Origin of the sequence: Crocinitomix algicola (assembly GCF_001661595.2) — a bacterium.
Classification (GTDB): domain Bacteria; phylum Bacteroidota; class Bacteroidia; order Flavobacteriales_D; family Crocinitomicaceae; genus Crocinitomix; species Crocinitomix algicola.
Map to the genome: position 1 here is coordinate 1 of NZ_LYPF02000002.1, position 16,687 is coordinate 16,687.

Genomic DNA, 16,687 nt, shown 5'->3' on the forward strand with positions numbered 1-16,687 from the left:
ACGTGTCAGTCTAAGACTGATGGGAGAGTTAACTAGTTTAGGACAGCGTTCTTTTAAATAATTCTTAATAAGCAAAAATTCAAAGACTTCTTTAATAAAAATGTGGCTACGCTTTAGGGTTTAAATGGAATATGATACCCTAATGCTAATTGCATAACAATCAGGGGGGCTTCACGACCTACTTTTCAAGGAATAATTTGTTAAAGACCGGTTTTAGACAGCAAAGCTGTTTAAAGCTTTCTTTAATACCTTCTTGCAAATCAGGATAAATTATAATTTCATATTATTACAATACACTTATGTAATAAAGAAAATAAATAACAAAAACCTGTATTATTCGGTATATTTGAAGGAAATTCTTTTGTCAAACATATAGTTTTCCTTAAAAGTAAAGGCATTACGTAAAGCAAACCGACTGGTCGAAAAATACACATCCATTCTACTCATCTCCCTAAAATGGAAAACGGACACCTTTCTCCTTCTATTGAAATTGTACAAGGGCTCATGAAAGTTTTTGACTAGAGTGCTGATCAATTGCTCAATGAAGATGAAAACACTGCTGTAGATATTCAGGACAAAGAATTAAACGAACAGCTAGCCCTCATTAATCAATTGGACGAAGATGAAAAGAACGCGCTTATTAAAATGATCAACTCTATGCTGACTAAAAAGCGCATGAAAGATCTATTGGATGGGAAGATTAGGATGGTGGGGTAGATTTAGTTATTTCATTCAATTCTTCAATAGAGTGATTATCTAAATAATTGATAACTTGTTTACAATTATCATATAGAAAATGCCCTTGAAATTTAGCATCAACTTCTTTTTCATAATATGCCTTCAGCTCTCCATAATTAGGATTGTCATTTAGTTTCGCTGAAATAAGCCCTGTAATAATATGTCCTCCCAAATCGTTTAATTCAGGAACTCTCTTGGAAGGGTCTGAATTAAGTAAAATATCTATGTCTGCAACAGTGCTATATTTATTGTAAAAGGGTTCTGCAACTTTAGAATAAAAATCAGCAACTATTTTCATCCATTCTGCAATGTCATCATCTGTTTTTATTACAAAACGATAGTTAATATCTTGGAAGTAATCATCTTTTTGAAGCATTACTGTAGCTGACAAACCTTCCTGATTCAACGCAATTTTCTTGGTAGATGCAATTTCCTTAAAACATACACTACCAAATACACCTGTTTTGAACTCATCAATATAGTTTTCAACGCCATAACCAAAATTTAAGATTAGCTTATCCTTTTCACAAAAAAAAGAACATCCTTGATGATCCGCCTTCGACTTAAATCCTTTTGGTTTTAGAAGAGTTGTAAACTCCTTCTTTAATTTTTGCTTAACTTCTTTGTAATCCATTTATTTAATTCTTGGTCGTATTAAATATTGCGTAAAATCTGTTGTTGAACTATTTACCCAAAACTCAACACCTGTTTCTAATTGTATTTGTGATTTGCCATTTATGAAGTCAACACCACTCCCTTCAAAAGCATTAACAGCATTACTACCTCTCATTTCTACCTTAGATATAGTTACTCCATTATGAGTTCCTCCTCCGTCAACTAGAGGGTAAATATCCTTTTGGTTTTTAGTACAAGTACTTGTTAAATCTGTTTTATTGACCAAATCTTTTGAACTTGTTTTCGCATCAATAATTTTATATTTCTTAATCCCGTTAACTTCTATTTGAATTAAATCATCAGGGATTATCGTCTTCACTTTCGTTACTCCATTTTCAATATAAGTAACGTCCAATGTTATTTGACTACCAATTTTACTATTTGGATAGAGCGTTTTTAATTGTGTAGAAACTCTATTTTGAAATGTCTTCCAGTTCTTAAGTCCTACTTCTGCAATATCTAACACATTATCATCAAATGCTTTTGCACCATCTAACAGAACATCAAAGGCATCATCCACCCCGTTAGCCAGTATCCAATTATTATTTCCTCCTGAAAATATATCATCAATGTTTTTAGAAGAATTAAATCCTTTGTATGAGCTTGCCATTTTCTGCATCTTGGCAACTGTCACAGCAACAATTGCCGGTTCAAATAGCATTTCAGCATAAGCTTTGAAGTACTCAAAACCTATGAAAAATGCGCAATCAGCATCGTACCTTAAAATGTACTGGTCATATTCATTTCCTGAATAAATTGAGCAGGCTTTTCCTGATGCTTCAGCCTGCTTTATCGCTGTATAGAAGCTTGCTCCCTGATGCATTTTAACCTGATCTCGCATGATTAGATCAAGAAAATCATACTCATACGGCTCAAACATTCCCAAAAGCCAAAAACAGGTAATGATATTGGTTCTGAGCAGTAGTTTTGTGTTGAGCCAAACTGTTGGCTGCGCTCTCACATCTCCCACAAACCAAGGTATTTTATCATATTCAGGAAGACCAACGATATCCGGATTTTGTGCTGCCTGAAAATTGTACAATTCCTCAATATAATCCATCACTTCCAGCATGGGGCCAGGTACTGGAGGCATCCAATTTTTGACATGTGGAATTGGGAAACTGGTGTAATCAATTGTATTGACGTTATAGGTTGCAAGTATTCCGTTCCAAAGGTCTCTGGGTGAAAAAACAATGTCATAGTAATCATCTCCTTGAGATACCTTATTAAAGTAAACATCGAACGTTGGCTTGCTAATGATGTTAAAATCTTTAAAAAAGTCAACTATATCCCCGTTGTGCGTAATTTTTGATGGGTCGTCCATTGAATGCCAATAAGTTCTTCCATTAGAATACTGAACACCCATATCAGCATAAAATGCAAAGGTTTGGCTTCCAATTGTTGTATTAAGATGCTGTACGAGTTCAGCTAGAGAATCTAGTTCCAAAGTAGATAAATCCAATTCCTTCGACAGGCCTACAAAAAGCATTTCAGCAGGGCCATCAATATCATAAGCGTCATAGTCAATGCAAGTTCCTTCCGTACAATTAGAATAAGTGACTGAATCAATGTTAATCACATGTTTGTAATCTTTAGGATAATACCATGCGTCTAATTCGGCATATTGATGAGCATTAATTGTGGTATCTTCATTCCACGTCCATACACAATAGCAATCAGTATAAGCGCCATATTGAATTTTTGGAGCTTTAGTGAAAACGGTTGTTGAAGGATTTAAATCTGAAAACCCTTTAAAGCGTTCATTCTTTAAGAAATTGTTTTTTTCCTCTGAATTTTTAGGCAAAGTTTTGATGGAGTCTAGCTGTTCGGGCGAATAATAACCGCAATAATAATTTTGATCTCCACTCAAAGATTGCGCAAGAAAAGGTCTGTATACAGTTGATTCGATCATGAACTTATACACTTTGCCATTGATATCGAATACTGCTTTATTGGCTCCATCGATGATTAAAGGTGTGCCGTCTAAGAGAGGAACAGCAGTTCCTTCAGGTATATTTATCCATAGGTTATCATCGTCATTATAAAACCTTAGACGTTCTTTAATATCCCTATATGCACTCCCATCCTCCTCATTATCCAAAAAAGAAAAGACAGGTGTAAAATGCTGCATATCATACCACTGTTTATGGGTTAGATGGGTGGCTCCGACAGTGTAGTCTAATAGGTTATTTGTCGTCGCTTGCGGAATGGTAGGAAAGGTGTGCTCAAGTCCAAAAACACCATGACCAAGTTCATGAGCGTATGTTTGAGCAGGTTCACCTGACTTTATAAATCCAAGGGCTTTGCCACGGACCATGTATCCGTCTAAATCACTGTCGAAATTTGGAACAATAAATAGGTAGTAAGCATTGTTTACTTTTTCGTGCGAATCGAAATAAACATCTCGGAGCATTTTCATCTCTGAGGAATATTTATTCATTAATCTGGTAGATGGACTTTCAAGACCGTTTTCATTAGCGTCAAAAGTTAAATTTTCATACTCATCTGCGATTGAAACTTCAAAATTAATACAAGCTTGACCGTAGATGGTATTGAGACTTGCTTCAAGGTCTTCGGGTATTGAAGCTTCATTGACAGGAATGACGATTAATTGTTTCGATTTATTGGCATAAACACTTAAATTGAGTTTGCCTATTTTTAGGCCATAATCGTCTAAGGCATAAATAAACTTGGAGGTGAGTGTGTTGCCAACCGTAATTTCGTAAGTAGAGTCGTTAATTGATCTTGCGTCAAGGGGCGTTCCATCAGCATATATGAATGCTGGATTATCAACTCCTTCTTCTGATCTGATGATGGCGTGTACAAGGTCTGTTTGATTAGAGGCTACGGATTTATAAGAGGAAAAGTAAAGACTATTGTCTTGAAGTTTTATGCAGGGATAGTGTTTGGACCATTGGTCATATTGCTTAGCATCAAAACCATAGACTTGATTTTCTGAAGGTTTGAAAATAATTTGATGATCCGCCCGAGCAGCCAAAACATCTTCATCCCAAGAAATTAATCCATCAATTTCAATGGTTCCGTCAGGATATACGGTGTAAATAAGTCCTGATTCATCTTCAAAGACAAGAGGCCCTCCACTTTTAGGAAAATCATACGTTCTTTCTTTATCTCCGAAATAGACGGTAATGGTAGAATCATCATTAAATGAAAACCCATCTTCGTTGATGATGCCTGGAATTGTAATTCGACTATTTTCGTCAATCCATTCATCCATGGCTTGACTGAGAGCCTCGACCCTTCCTTCGCGCATCACCATGTCCTCATCGATATAAATATTGTTGAATTTAACGCCCATATTCATGAGCATAAAAGGAATGTTGATTTTTCCTCTCCCATTAAATCTACCGGGCTCAAAAGCGGGCTCAGCCGAATAAATAACCATTTCAAACTGGCCAACAGCAACAATGTCTCCGGGTAATAAAAATACAAGCGGTGTGTTTATAGGGGAGACTGCTGGTAGTGCAGTGCTGCCACAAGCGTAATCATTTTTGGCTTGAGTAGTAAAAGTTGCCGTATTGCTCCAGTCGGAAGAAGCGCTTCCGGTTACTCCTTTCACCCGGCACTCGTATTGAGTTTCTGGTTCGAGATTATTAATTTTGAGAGATTTGTTTTCAGTAGAATAGGGGAACCAAGCGTAATCATCATTTCCAGTTTTCCGGAGTTCTAATTCATAGTTTTCAAATAAATCGCTACCATTCCACCAAGCAAAACCCTGTCTTACTCCTGTTCCATTAGCCTTTAATTCTAATGAAACACCGTCAATTAAACTTCCAGCAACAGAGCCATAGGTGAAAGTACATACCTCGGAATAACCATTATTTCGATACAAAGCTCTACCAGAAGGATCTATGGCCTGAACACGCCAAACATAGGACATTCCTAATTGCAGTGGAGGTTGAAGAATACTATAATTGACCATAGAATTAGTGGTCATTTCGATATAAATGGGCAACGAGCTTTCCACCACTACATTCGGGTCGCTGCCATCAGGACGAATTTCAAATAATTCAAAAATATATTGTGTTGGGCCAGCGAGAGGCGATGCCATGTGCAGGGGTGACCATGTAAACAAAACGGCTTGCGGGTCTGTAGTAGAGATTTCGTTGCCACAAAAAGGAAGGTTAAGTAAGGGAGGGTCGAAAAGTGCAAACCAAGTCTGGGCACAAGCAGGATTCCCGATGACTGGTTGATTTGCCGAAGAAACATCTATGACTTCAACACAAACAGTAGCAGGACCTTCAGGGAGTATTTTAGAAGCTTCATATTCCGCTGCTGATAACCCGGAGAAAATTAAATTTTCAGTTGCTAAATAGGGCGCTAAGTCATTTCCAGAAATTTCAACTGGAACACCAGGTGAAAGTGTTATTGTTGGAAAAGCAATGATATCTGTTGAAACTATAGTGTATCCACTTCCATCAATACTAAAACGTAGTTTAACTTGGGCGGCAGGTACAGCGAAATCGGTTAGCGTAAGAATGACACGCATTTGGTTGCTGAATGGATCAGCATAATCAGGTAAATAAGAGTTATAGGGGGGACTAATTTGTATAAAAGTTTGAACTGGATAAGTTTGAGCCTTCCCTGTGCTTGAAAGCAACAAAAGGAGCACCAGAAAAACTGTATTAAAAGGTGCTTTCCAAAGGGAATTAATATGCTTAAACGAGTTCAAATTTTTGGGTTATTGGATTAACTTAGAGGTAAATATAGTAAAAAAGGTTTAAAAGACACTGGTGTTATGTTGAATATTGAATGATGAAGTGAGGTTGTTGGGTGATTCAAACTTCTGCCTTCTGCGATTGACATTGGATGTTCTGAGTTTAAGTAATGATGAATGATGAATGATGAATGATGAATGTTGAATGATGAAGTGTGGTTATTGGATGATTCAAACTTCTGCCTGCTGCTATTGACATTCGATGTTCTGAGTTTAAGTAATGATGAATAACGAATGAAGAATGTTGAATGATGAAGTGAGGTTGTTGGGTGATTCAAACTTCTGCCTTCTGCGATTGACATTGGATGTTCTGAGTTTAAGTAATGATGAATGATGAATGAAGAATGATGAAGTGAGGTAGTTGGGTGATTCAAACTTCTGCCTTCTGTGATTGACATTAGATGTTCTGAGTTTAAGTAATGATGAATTACGAATGAAGAATGTAGAATGATGAAGTGTGGTTATTGGATGATTCAACCTTTTGTCTTTTGCGATTGACATTCGATGTTCTGAGTTTAAGTAATGATGAATAACGAATTTAGAATGTTGAATGATGAAGTGAGGTTGTTGGATGATTCAAACTTCTGTCTTTTGCGATTGACATTGGATGTTCTGAGTTTAAGTAATGATGAATTACGAATGAAGAATGTAGAATGATGAAGTGTGGTTGTTGGATGATTCAACCTTCTGCCTTCTGCCTTCTGCAATCGACATTCGACATTCGATATTCTGAGTTTAAGTAATGATGAATGATGAATAACGAATTAAGAATGTTGAATGATGAAGTGTGCTATTGGATGATTCAAACTTCTGCCTTCTGCGATCGACATTCGATATTCTGAGTTTAAGTAATGATGAATAACGAATTTAGAATGTTGAATGATGAAGTGAGGTTGTTGGATGATTCAAACTTCTGCCTGCTGCTATTGACATTCGATGTTCTGAGTTTAAGTAATGATGAATAACGAATTTAGAATGTTGAATGATGAAGTGAGATTATTGGATGATTCAACCTTCTGCCTTCTGCGATTGACATTCGGTATTTTGAGTTTAAGTAATGATGAATAACGAATAACGAATGTTGAATGATGAAGTGAGTTATTGGATGATTCAAACTTCTGTCTTCTGCGATTGACATTCGATATTCTGATTTTAAATAATGATGAATTACGAAGTATGCTTATTGTTTGATAAAATTTGCTAATACCTTGGTTAAATTTAGACTGTTAAAGTGATTGATTGAAAGGAGAGGTTGATTAACTGTTAACTAGTTGATGCACTCTCCGCTAAGGATTGGAGCGATTGTTTAAGCTCTTCGCCCGTCCGTCCGTCTGAGACGGACGGACGGGCGAAAGCGAGTGCGGAAAGCCTGACGCTAATGGAACGTAGTGGAATTAGGGGAGCGGCCAAAAAAATAGGGTTACCTTTTTAAAACATTAACATAAAGTAGTGTAGATTCCATTTGAGGGTTAGGTTTTTACAGATATATTTGGTTATGCTGCCACGAAGATGATTTGTGGCAGTTTTTTTTTGTTCGATAATCTGTTCACTGATGGCTTGTTGATAAAGTGATGAATGAGTTGGTTTTTGACCTGTGAATTTGACTACATTTACGTGACCAAAATTATATTTGGCGTTGATAAAGTGAATTAATTGATGTTATTTTAAATGAAAAACTTTTACATTTTAATTCTGTTTTTAGTGACAGGAACTGGATTTTCTCAAGATTCTTGGGATGATTTGACTGGTAAGGAACGGGCTTTTTTATTTGATATTACACGTAAGGTGGAAGTTTTAAAGCCTGAATTATTTCATTTATTTGAGTTTACGGATTCAATTCCTTATATCAACGATACTTTGCCGGATTATAATTACGTTGAGCGGCAAATTGTTCAGCAGCCGGACTTGTTAATGTTTCATGAGTCTGAAATCGCCAGGAAATCGCCAGGTGTTGTGGCGGATTTAGCTGTACGTTATGCGATTTGGGAACTCGGTCAAGTTTTGCAATATCGAAATTCAACTGATGAAAAAGATGAGCCTTTAAAAGAGAAGCTTAAGATTTTTGAAAAGTATGTTTTAGAAGAGGCTCCTCAAAACGCGGTAAGAACTTTAAATAATGGAGATTATACGCTTGCCAAAACGGTTCAAGGTTACTACACTGCTTCATTGACAATTGCAGATAAAATGGCTGGGATTTTAAACTCTGGCTATACACGGATTGAACAAATGTTGATATTAAACGCCATCATGATGGCAGAAGAAAAATATGTTCACACCAGGGCAAAGGAAATTTACGCGCTACTAGGAGGTCCAGAAATAGCAAGTAATGATTATTTGTCAGCAGTGGGAGACGGTGGAAATTGGGCTGAAATTCAAGGTGGGGTTACAACGCCTTATTCGATGGGATTGCCTGACGATAAAGGGCTTTTTCGTTTTGTGATAGAAGAGGATGTTGATGAGGATAATAATAAAACAACTATTCGCGTAAAGGATGTTGTTTCTTCTCAACAAAATACTGCCGCTGATGCCAGTACATTTGTACATATTGATGTGGAAGGTTATCACCCCGAGCGGCAGACAACAATTGCTATACATAAAGGAGATAAGGCATATGTACTTTATGGAAAAAATGAGCATCGTTTAGTATCTCCGGATTCATCTTATGGAGAAGGTACAACGTATTGGAGGTTGATGAATAGACTTGAAAACTATTACATTGCAAATACTCGGGAAGACCTTTACGGTAAACGTGGTTATGAATATCAAATTGATTTGTACGAGAAAAAAATTGAAGGTACATTACTTCAAATCAAGAAAACTGAAATAAAGTTGGATAAGTTAAGGCACACGCCCGAGGGGAAGCCTAAGATGAAGAAGAAAAAACTAAAGAAAAAGAACTTAGGGACTTCCTACCAAGATAATCAAGGTCACCCTACTAGTGCAATGAGTAAACTCGATAAGAAAAAAAATATAGAGCAAAAACGTTTGGTTTATTTAAATGGCGTTTTATCCGGGCAAAAGAAAATGTTAGCACAATTAATTGAAGATATGGAACAAGCGCACGAAAACCTTATAAAATATGAGGCAAAGCTTGATTATATGCGCAAAAATATGGGATATATCATGATGGAGTATGAAGAAGAAAACGGGGTGTATACCTATAAAGACGGGGCTAAATTTAATTTTAGAACCCAGGATTTTGTTTTTCCGCCAAATGATCGAAATGAATCCTTTCAAATCTTTCATATTTCATTTGGGAAAGAGGTTTTTTCTGAACAGATAGAAGAAAATTTTGCACATATAAATTTGGCCTATAAAAAATCGGATGATGTTTTTGCATTAAAACGGGTAGTTCGTGATAACGGTAAAAAGGAATTGAGCAAAATTGATTCACTTCAAATTTTGGAAGTTTTTAATTTTTTGAAAGAGAAAAATACAAAAGCAGAAATTACTGTTGCAGGTGGGGGGATTATTGATGAGAAGAATGGGGAAATTCGAAGAAGTCAACGAAGTGAACTTTCAGAATTTGACGGTGAAAATACACCAAATTTTGGAGCTGTAGTTTATAAAGCTACAATGGACGCCCATGTCCATTTTGAGTTAACAGTTTATGATGATCCGATGTTACCGCAAAATTTTACGCAGTATGAAGAGGATTTCAATCGCCTTTCCAATAGGCCTGCAGATATGAATGCCGTTGATTTCTATTCTGGGATTCGAGCTAAAGCTGAAGCGGAGGTGTGGATTGAAACTTTAAAAACCTATGCTGAATTATGGGTAAAGCAAACTGATGACCGTAAAAGGATAATAAAGAAGCTGAACAAAATAAAAGTGAAAAAAGTAAGTTTTATGAATGGCTTATATTCGACTAAAGTCCCAAATTTGCAAAATTAATTTTTCGCTGAATCGTCTATGCAAGTAGATAAAAAGCGATTTAAAATGAATAATAAGTAGTAATTTTACCCGGTGTCAGAATCAAATCAAAATAATATGCCATTCCTTGCTCATTTGGAGGAGCTGAGATGGCGATTAGTACGCAGTGTAATTGCAATTTTAATCTTTGCAATTGCTATTTTTTATTTTACAGATTGGATAACGACCAATGTCTTTTTAGCGATGGCTAAACCTGACTTTCCGATATTTGAATTGTTTTGTAAGGCTTTTGGAATTTGTACTGAAGAAATAGCAATAAACCTTCAAAGTATCCAAATGTCAGGTCAATTTAGTACCAATTTAATGATGGCAATTGTTGGTGGATTTATTCTCGCTTTTCCTTTTGTTTTTTATCAAATTTGGTCCTTTATAAAACCTGGATTAAGACAAAATGAAATCAAGTCAGCAAGAGGATTGGTTCTTTTTGTGAGTGTCTTGTTTTTTCTTGGTGTGGCTTTCGGATACTTCGTAGTAGCGCCTTTATCGGTTCAGTTTTTGGGGAACTGGAAAATGACCGATGCAATTCAAAATAATATCACAATCAACTCATACTTGAAGACAATAGTTACCACTGTTCTGTTTACAGGCTTATTCTTTTTACTTCCCGTCGTGATTTTTATTTTTTCAAAATTGGGATTGGTTACTCCTACTTTTCTAAAAAAGTATAGAAAGCATGCTTTTGTTGTTGTTTTAATAATATCTGCTATTATTACTCCGCCAGATTTGTTTACGCAAATAATTGTAAGTATACCTATTTTGTTTCTGTACGAATTAGGAATACTGATTTCAAAAAATATTGAGCGTAAACGAATAAAGGATGGTTTGCAATAAGTGAAAATTAGATGGAACCCAAACCGCTATATTTTTTATCAATTCGAAATTGGTTGACAAAGTTTGTACTTTTATGCTGTTTACAAGTATCGTCTAATATTTATGGACAAATTCAGGTATCAGGTACGGTTACGGATTCATTAACGGGGGAAGTTATTCCTTTTGTCAAGATCAAATTTTTAAGTGCCAATACTTTTGAAGCGACCAATATTGAGGGTAGTTTTTCAATTGAATCACCCTACCATTATGATACCTTAAAATTGCAATATATAGGATATCGACCCATTGAAATTCCATTAACAGACACCGTAATTAGTGGATTAACAATTCAATTATCTGAATTGTCAATGAATTTGACCGCCGTTGTAATTGAGGCAGGTGAAAACCCAGCTTTTGAAATCTTGCGTCAAGTTAAAAACAACAAAAAACGCAATGACCCTGAAGCTTTAATGGCTTATGAATGTGAGGTTTATAATAAGATGCAATTTAACCTGCATAATTTGTCCGAAGGATTCGAGTCTAACCCATTATTTAGGAAGTTCGATTTTATCATGAATTATATCGATTCTGCAGATGGTGACAAGTACTTACCGGTTTTATTGACTGAATCGCTTTCAGATTATTATTATAAAAGTAATCCTAAGCAAAAGAAAGAAGTTATTCGTGCTACACGTGTTACTGGTGTTGATAACCTTGAACTTGGTCAGTTTACGGGTGATTTATATCAAAATGTAAATGCTTATGAAGATTATATAGGCTTGTTTAACAAAGAGTTTATGAGTCCAATCGCGAATGAAGGCAAATTATTTTATAAATATTACCTTCAGCCTAACGACACACTCGACGGCACTCCTTGTTACCATATCAAGTTTATCCCAAAACGGAGAGGGGACGCATTGTTTGAAGGAGAGATGTGGATTACACACGATCAATATGCTTTGAGACTGCTGAAGGCATCAATTCCAAATGGAGTTAACCTCAATTACGTTTCTGATTTTAAAGTGGAGCAACAGTATGGTATGGTTGACTCCAACTATATGCTTGTTCAAGAGCAAATGACCGCAGATTTTGATTTATTTAATGAACAAGAAAATACACGATTAATTGGTGTAACTATCCATAAGAATGTTACCCGAAAGAATTTTCTGCTCAATGCGGTGAAACCATTTAATTTTTATGTGAAAGATATTGTAATTGAAGATAGTGCAGACCACCGTTCAGAAGAGTATTGGCAAATTGAACGACATTCAGACTTGTCGAAAGAGGAAAATGGCGTAATTAAAATGGTAGATTCATTAAAACAAAATAAAACCTATCGATTATTTGAAAACTTTACTTACATGGGGTATACCGGTTTTTGGCGGGCCGGGCCGGTGGAATTTGGTAGTATTTATACTGGTTTCAATAGAAATGTTGTTGAGGGTACTCGACTGATGCTTTCTGTTAGAACATCAAATCAATTTTCAAAAAAGGTTGAAATATCGGGGTTTACGGCTTATGGAACGTTGGATCAGGATTGGAAATATGGAGGCAGTCTGCGATGGAAACTACAAGAAAGTCCTCGTGAAATGCTAAGGTTTGCCTACCGTAAGCGAATAGATCAGTTAGGGCTTATTGCGACAATTGGAGATGTTGGTAATAATTTCAGTACACTCCTGTCTGCAGCACCGTTGGACAAGCTAACTATGGTAAAGCTGGGGTCCGTCGAATTTGAGAAAGATTGGTCTTTTGACATGCGTACGTTTAACGCTGTGGAATGGAAAAACTACGTTCCCCTCGGTAGTTCAGATTATAGTAGGATAAACCCAGAGTCCGGGGATACAAATAAAATCAATTCATTGACTTCCTTTCAGGTACGAAATCAAATCATGTTTACCAAAGAAGAGAAGTTTTTGAAGGGGCAATTTGATCGAATCTCACTTGGCTCGCGATACCCCATTATTTCCATCACTCATACTTGGGGAATAAAGCATGTGCTAGAAAGTGAGTATGACTTTCATCGGTTGGATTTTATTTGGACTCATCGTCCGCGGTTCGGAATGCTCGGTCGTTTGAATTATACCATCCACGCTGGTAAAATCTTTGGACAAGTACCCTATCCATTTTTGCAAATTCATCAGGGCAATGAAACCTACTACCTACAAGCCTATAACTTCAACTTAATGAACTATTATGAGTTTATAAGTGATCAATGGGTTCGTGTGCTTTTTGAACATCAGTTTCAAGGGTTTATTATGGATCGAATTCCGCTGATTAGAAAATTGAAATTTAGGGCTGTAGCGTCAGGTAAAATGGTTATAGGAACTTATTCGGCTAAGCATAATCAAGAAATGTTATTACCTTTTTATTCGCAAAGGCTAACAAGTCCTTATTACGAAGTTGGTGCTGGCTTGGAGAATATTCTTAAATTTATACGCATCGATGCTATTTGGCGTTTATCCTATAGGGACAATGTTGATTTATATGGTGACCCGGTAGCAAATTTTGGAGTGAAATTTATGTTCACTTATGATTTTTAGAGATTTATTAGAATGAAATTAAGAGCAGAAGATATAAAGAAGAGTTACAAGGGAAGGCATGTCGTTAAAGGTGTTTCAGTTGAAGTAAATCAGGGAGAAATTGTAGGTTTATTAGGTCCCAATGGAGCAGGAAAGACGACTTCATTCTATATGATAGTTGGATTAGTTCGCCCCAATTCAGGCAAGGTATTTTTAGACGATTTAGAGATTACCAAACATGCCATGTACAAAAGGGCACAGTTGGGGATAGGTTATTTACCACAGGAGGTTTCCGTATTTAGAAAGATGTCCGTTGAGGATAATATTATGACGGTACTTGAAATGACTGATTTATCGAAGCAAGAGCGACATAAAAAATTAGAATCTCTCCTGGAAGAATTTGGATTAAATCACGTTCGAAAAAATTTGGGGCAAAGTTTATCGGGAGGAGAGAAACGTAGGACAGAAATAGCGAGGGCTTTAGCCGTAAATCCTAAATTTATTTTATTGGATGAGCCTTTTGCTGGGGTTGATCCTATTGCAGTAGAGGATATCCAAAAAATAGTATCCCAATTAAAGCGCAAAAATATTGGGGTATTAATCACAGACCATAATGTTCAAGAAACATTGTCTATTACTGATCGAACATATTTGCTTTTTGAAGGAAGCATTTTACGGGAAGGTACGGCAGAAGTATTGGCAGAAGATCCTTTGGTAAGGAAGGTTTATCTCGGTGAAAGTTTCGAATTAAAAAAGAAAAATTACGACATCGATGCTGAAGAGAATAAAGCGGATTAAACTTCTGTATAATGCAAAAAAAAATCGCCCAAATATGAGCGATTTTTTTTGATATAAATTCTTTTAACTATTCTGCTTCTGTTACCGTGAAAGTATATCCTTCCATGATTTCATTCACTAATAATTTTTTACAAGCTTCTTCTGTTTTTGCTTCAGCCTCTTCTTTTGATGCTGCTTCTATGAAAATACGGATGTGTTTTCCTATTCTAACATTAGTAATTTCTGATAGTCCTAAATTTCCCATTGATTGGCTAACAGCTTTCCCTTGAGGGTCTAACAAAGCCTCTAAAGGCATTACATCGATTTCCGCTTTAAATTTCATTCGTTCTAGCTTTTACAAACTGGTTATTAATTATCGACAAAAGTACATATAATATTATTATCAAAGGCAGTGCCCAAAAGAATAAAATTGCCAACAAGGCAATTGCTATTGTTAAAAAGAGATAGCGAATTTCATTTCCTTTGATTTTGAAATGTTTAAACTTTAAAGCAAAGAGTGGTATCTCGGCTACCATTAAAATTGACAAAACAAGGGAAGATAACATTAAAAACAATGGGTTAGAGATAATAGTTGCAGCACTATATTCCCAAGAAGCCGTCGAAAGTTCGCCCAATGCTATTTGATTCATTGTAGAACTATAGAGTAACGGCAATACAGCGATGTACAAAGTCATGGCAGGCGTAGGTAGACCAATAAAAGAATCAGATTGGCGTGTATCAATGTTAAATTTGGCTAATCTAAATAGCGCAAATACCGGGATTATAAATGCAAAATAAGGTAGAAATTTATGCCAACCATAATTAATGATCGTTGGACTAATTCCATTTTGTTCCACTATTATTTCTCCGTCAATGATGATATCTTTGATGTAATACGAACTTATAGATTCTCCAAATGTACTAAGCTCTGGAAAAATAGGGAGTTGACTACCTAGCATGACAAAAACAATAATGCCCGGTGCCACTCCAAAAGTAACCATGTCAGCTAGTGAATCTAATTGTTTACCAAGTTCACTGGGAACTTTTAGTAACCGGGCCATAAAACCATCCAAAAAATCAAGTAGAGCAGAAATAAAAATACAGTACGGTGCTAATACAATATGACCTGTTAAAGCAAATAGAATGGCCAATATTCCACCCACTAAATTACCAGCTGTAAACAGGTTTGGTATGAGACGTTTAATTGCTGTCATACTACAAAAATGCAGATTTATATTCGATTTTTATTCAAGATTTTTTCAAAAGTCAAGAACCAGAATTTAAAATATGCGTAAATACAATCGCGTGAGTGGATTAATGCGCACAATTTTTTTTTAAAACAAAAGTTATAGATGCATGACGTTTTATTATTTCCTATCTTTATGCTATTGAAAATTATGAAAAATCTACTTCTATTCTTCGTACTAACCTGTGTTGGTACAATAGGTTTTGCTCAAATAAGCGATTTAACGCCGAAATATTCCAATGATTTTTTATCAATTGGTGTTGGAGCAAATGCTCTTGGTATGTCAAATGCTGTTGTAGCTGGTGTTGATGATGTAACAGCTGGTTACTGGAATCCAGCAGGCTTAACAGATGTAAACGATTTTTTACAAGTAGGAGCGATGCACTCGGAGTATTTCGCCGGTATTGCTAAATATGATTACGTCGGGATTGCAAAACCGATTGATGATAAAAGCACCGCTGGCTTCACTTTCATTCGATTGGGTGTTGATGACATCGCAAATACCACTCAGCTATTGGATAAGGATTTAAACGTCAATTACGATAATATCACTACTTTCTCTGTAGGAGATTATGCTTTCCTCTTTTCCTATGCACGCAAACTACCAATTGAAGGTTTAAGTTTTGGAGGGAATTTTAAAATTGTTTATCGACATGCAGGTGATTTTGCTAGAGCCTGGGGCTTTGGTATTGATGGAGGTTTAAAATATCAAAAGGGTGAACATTGGAAATTCGGACTTTTAGCACGAGATGTCACAACTACATTCAATGCCTGGCGCTATTCATTGGACGATGAAATGATTGAAGTTTTTGAGAATACAGGTAATGAAATTCCGAAAAATGGTTTAGAGATTACCTTACCTAAATTTATCATGGGTGCCCAATATAAAACAAACATTATTAAGGAATTTTACGTTAAGTCTGAAGTGAACATGGCTTTAAATACTGACGGAAGAAGAAATGTACTAATTCGTACCAATCCAATTTCCGTAGATCCATACGCTGGTGTTGAATTAGGGTATGGAAAATGGGTGGCCTTGAGGTTTGGAGCAGGAAATATGCAGTGGATTAAGAATACAGATTTATCAGAATCTTTGACCTTTCAACCAAACATTGGTATTGGTGTAGGTTTTAAAGGGGTAAATATCGATTACGCCTTCACAGATATTGGTGATGTGTCTGTCGCTCTTTATTCACACGTTTTTTCGTTGAGGTTTAAATTGAACGATCCAAAAATTAACAATGAATAATT

The 16,687-nt window shown here is 36.0% G+C and carries 13 protein-coding genes; 7 read left to right on the top strand and 6 right to left on the bottom strand.

Annotated features, from left to right (window positions below):
- Positions 1 to 534: 534 nt before the first annotated feature.
- Positions 535 to 717: a hypothetical protein gene (locus A8143_RS01710; RefSeq protein WP_066755361.1), complete on the top strand. Its 183-nt coding sequence runs from the start codon at positions 535 to 537 to the stop codon at positions 715 to 717.
- Here A8143_RS01710 and A8143_RS01715 read toward each other — a convergent pair.
- The 3 genes from A8143_RS01715 to A8143_RS16815 are packed head-to-tail and all read right to left on the bottom strand — an operon-like array spanning position 701 to position 6,549.
- A complete protein-coding gene (locus A8143_RS01715) occupies positions 701 to 1,372 on the bottom strand; it encodes a hypothetical protein (RefSeq protein ID WP_066755364.1) in 672 nt (223 codons plus the stop codon). The genes A8143_RS01710 and A8143_RS01715 overlap by 17 nt on opposite strands.
- The gene (locus tag A8143_RS01720; RefSeq protein WP_217494775.1) at positions 1,373 to 6,106 is read right to left on the bottom strand and encodes a fibronectin type III domain-containing protein; all 4,734 of its coding nucleotides are present in this window, start codon (positions 6,104 to 6,106) and stop codon (positions 1,373 to 1,375) included.
- Between the two features lie 17 nt (positions 6,107 to 6,123).
- Positions 6,124 to 6,549, bottom strand: coding sequence for a hypothetical protein (locus A8143_RS16815; protein WP_139134240.1), 426 nt, complete (start codon positions 6,547 to 6,549; stop codon positions 6,124 to 6,126).
- Between the two features lie 124 nt (positions 6,550 to 6,673).
- Here A8143_RS16815 and A8143_RS17275 point away from each other — a divergent pair, with 124 nt between their 5' ends.
- Positions 6,674 to 6,808, top strand: coding sequence for a hypothetical protein (locus tag A8143_RS17275; protein ID WP_262485613.1), 135 nt, complete (start codon positions 6,674 to 6,676; stop codon positions 6,806 to 6,808).
- Between the two features lie 313 nt (positions 6,809 to 7,121).
- Here A8143_RS17275 and A8143_RS16955 read toward each other — a convergent pair whose 3' ends face one another.
- Positions 7,122 to 7,289: a hypothetical protein gene (locus A8143_RS16955; RefSeq protein WP_175437460.1), complete on the bottom strand. Its 168-nt coding sequence runs from the start codon at positions 7,287 to 7,289 to the stop codon at positions 7,122 to 7,124.
- Between the two features lie 530 nt (positions 7,290 to 7,819).
- On the opposite strand from A8143_RS16955, the gene A8143_RS01725 reads away from it, so the two are divergent.
- The 4 genes from A8143_RS01725 to lptB all read left to right on the top strand — a co-directional run bounded on the left by A8143_RS01725 (position 7,820) and on the right by lptB (position 14,211).
- Positions 7,820 to 10,045 carry a hypothetical protein gene (locus A8143_RS01725; protein ID WP_066755370.1) on the top strand — a complete coding sequence of 742 codons (2,226 nt, stop codon included), beginning with the start codon at positions 7,820 to 7,822 and terminating at the stop codon, positions 10,043 to 10,045.
- A gap of 96 nt (positions 10,046 to 10,141) precedes the next feature.
- Positions 10,142 to 10,915 (top strand): twin-arginine translocase subunit TatC, encoded by a 774-nt coding sequence (gene tatC / locus A8143_RS01730; protein ID WP_066755373.1) that lies wholly within the window; start codon positions 10,142 to 10,144, stop codon positions 10,913 to 10,915.
- An 11-nt stretch (positions 10,916 to 10,926) separates the two neighbouring features.
- Entirely contained in the window at positions 10,927 to 13,434 is a 2,508-nt protein-coding gene (locus A8143_RS01735; RefSeq protein ID WP_066755376.1) for a DUF5686 family protein, read from the top strand.
- Positions 13,435 to 13,446: 12 nt separating this feature from the next.
- Entirely contained in the window at positions 13,447 to 14,211 is a 765-nt protein-coding gene (gene lptB / locus A8143_RS01740; RefSeq protein WP_066755379.1) for an LPS export ABC transporter ATP-binding protein, read from the top strand.
- Between the two features lie 67 nt (positions 14,212 to 14,278).
- Here lptB and purS read toward each other — a convergent pair whose 3' ends face one another.
- A complete protein-coding gene (gene purS, locus A8143_RS01745; protein WP_066755381.1) occupies positions 14,279 to 14,533 on the bottom strand; it encodes a phosphoribosylformylglycinamidine synthase subunit PurS in 255 nt (84 codons plus the stop codon).
- A complete protein-coding gene (locus A8143_RS01750) occupies positions 14,523 to 15,404 on the bottom strand; it encodes a CDP-alcohol phosphatidyltransferase family protein (RefSeq protein WP_066755383.1) in 882 nt (293 codons plus the stop codon). Before A8143_RS01750 ends, purS begins: the two co-directional genes overlap by 11 nt.
- 183 nt (positions 15,405 to 15,587) lie before the next feature.
- On the opposite strand from A8143_RS01750, the gene A8143_RS01755 reads away from it, so the two are divergent.
- Positions 15,588 to 16,685: a putative type IX sorting system protein PorV2 gene (locus A8143_RS01755; RefSeq protein ID WP_066756125.1), complete on the top strand. Its 1,098-nt coding sequence runs from the start codon at positions 15,588 to 15,590 to the stop codon at positions 16,683 to 16,685.
- The last annotated feature ends 2 nt before the right edge of the window (positions 16,686 to 16,687 follow it).

What these genes read in the sequence shown, in the direction of transcription:
- A8143_RS01715 (WP_066755364.1), bottom strand. Translation starts at nt 1,372, where the DNA reads ATGGATTACAAAGAAGTTAAGCAAAAATTAAAGAAGGAGTTTACAACT.
- A8143_RS16815 (WP_139134240.1), bottom strand. Translation starts at nt 6,549, where the DNA reads ATGTCAATCACAGAAGGCAGAAGTTTGAATCACCCAACTACCTCACTT.
- A8143_RS17275 (WP_262485613.1), top strand. Translation starts at nt 6,674, where the DNA reads ATGATGAATAACGAATTTAGAATGTTGAATGATGAAGTGAGGTTGTTG.
- A8143_RS16955 (WP_175437460.1), bottom strand. Translation starts at nt 7,289, where the DNA reads ATGTCAATCGCAGAAGACAGAAGTTTGAATCATCCAATAACTCACTTC.
- A8143_RS01725 (WP_066755370.1), top strand. Translation starts at nt 7,820, where the DNA reads ATGAAAAACTTTTACATTTTAATTCTGTTTTTAGTGACAGGAACTGGA.
- tatC (WP_066755373.1), top strand. Translation starts at nt 10,142, where the DNA reads ATGCCATTCCTTGCTCATTTGGAGGAGCTGAGATGGCGATTAGTACGC.
- A8143_RS01735 (WP_066755376.1), top strand. Translation starts at nt 10,927, where the DNA reads ATGGAACCCAAACCGCTATATTTTTTATCAATTCGAAATTGGTTGACA.
- lptB (WP_066755379.1), top strand. Translation starts at nt 13,447, where the DNA reads ATGAAATTAAGAGCAGAAGATATAAAGAAGAGTTACAAGGGAAGGCAT.
- purS (WP_066755381.1), bottom strand. Translation starts at nt 14,533, where the DNA reads ATGAAATTTAAAGCGGAAATCGATGTAATGCCTTTAGAGGCTTTGTTA.
- A8143_RS01750 (WP_066755383.1), bottom strand. Translation starts at nt 15,404, where the DNA reads ATGACAGCAATTAAACGTCTCATACCAAACCTGTTTACAGCTGGTAAT.
- A8143_RS01755 (WP_066756125.1), top strand. Translation starts at nt 15,588, where the DNA reads ATGAAAAATCTACTTCTATTCTTCGTACTAACCTGTGTTGGTACAATA.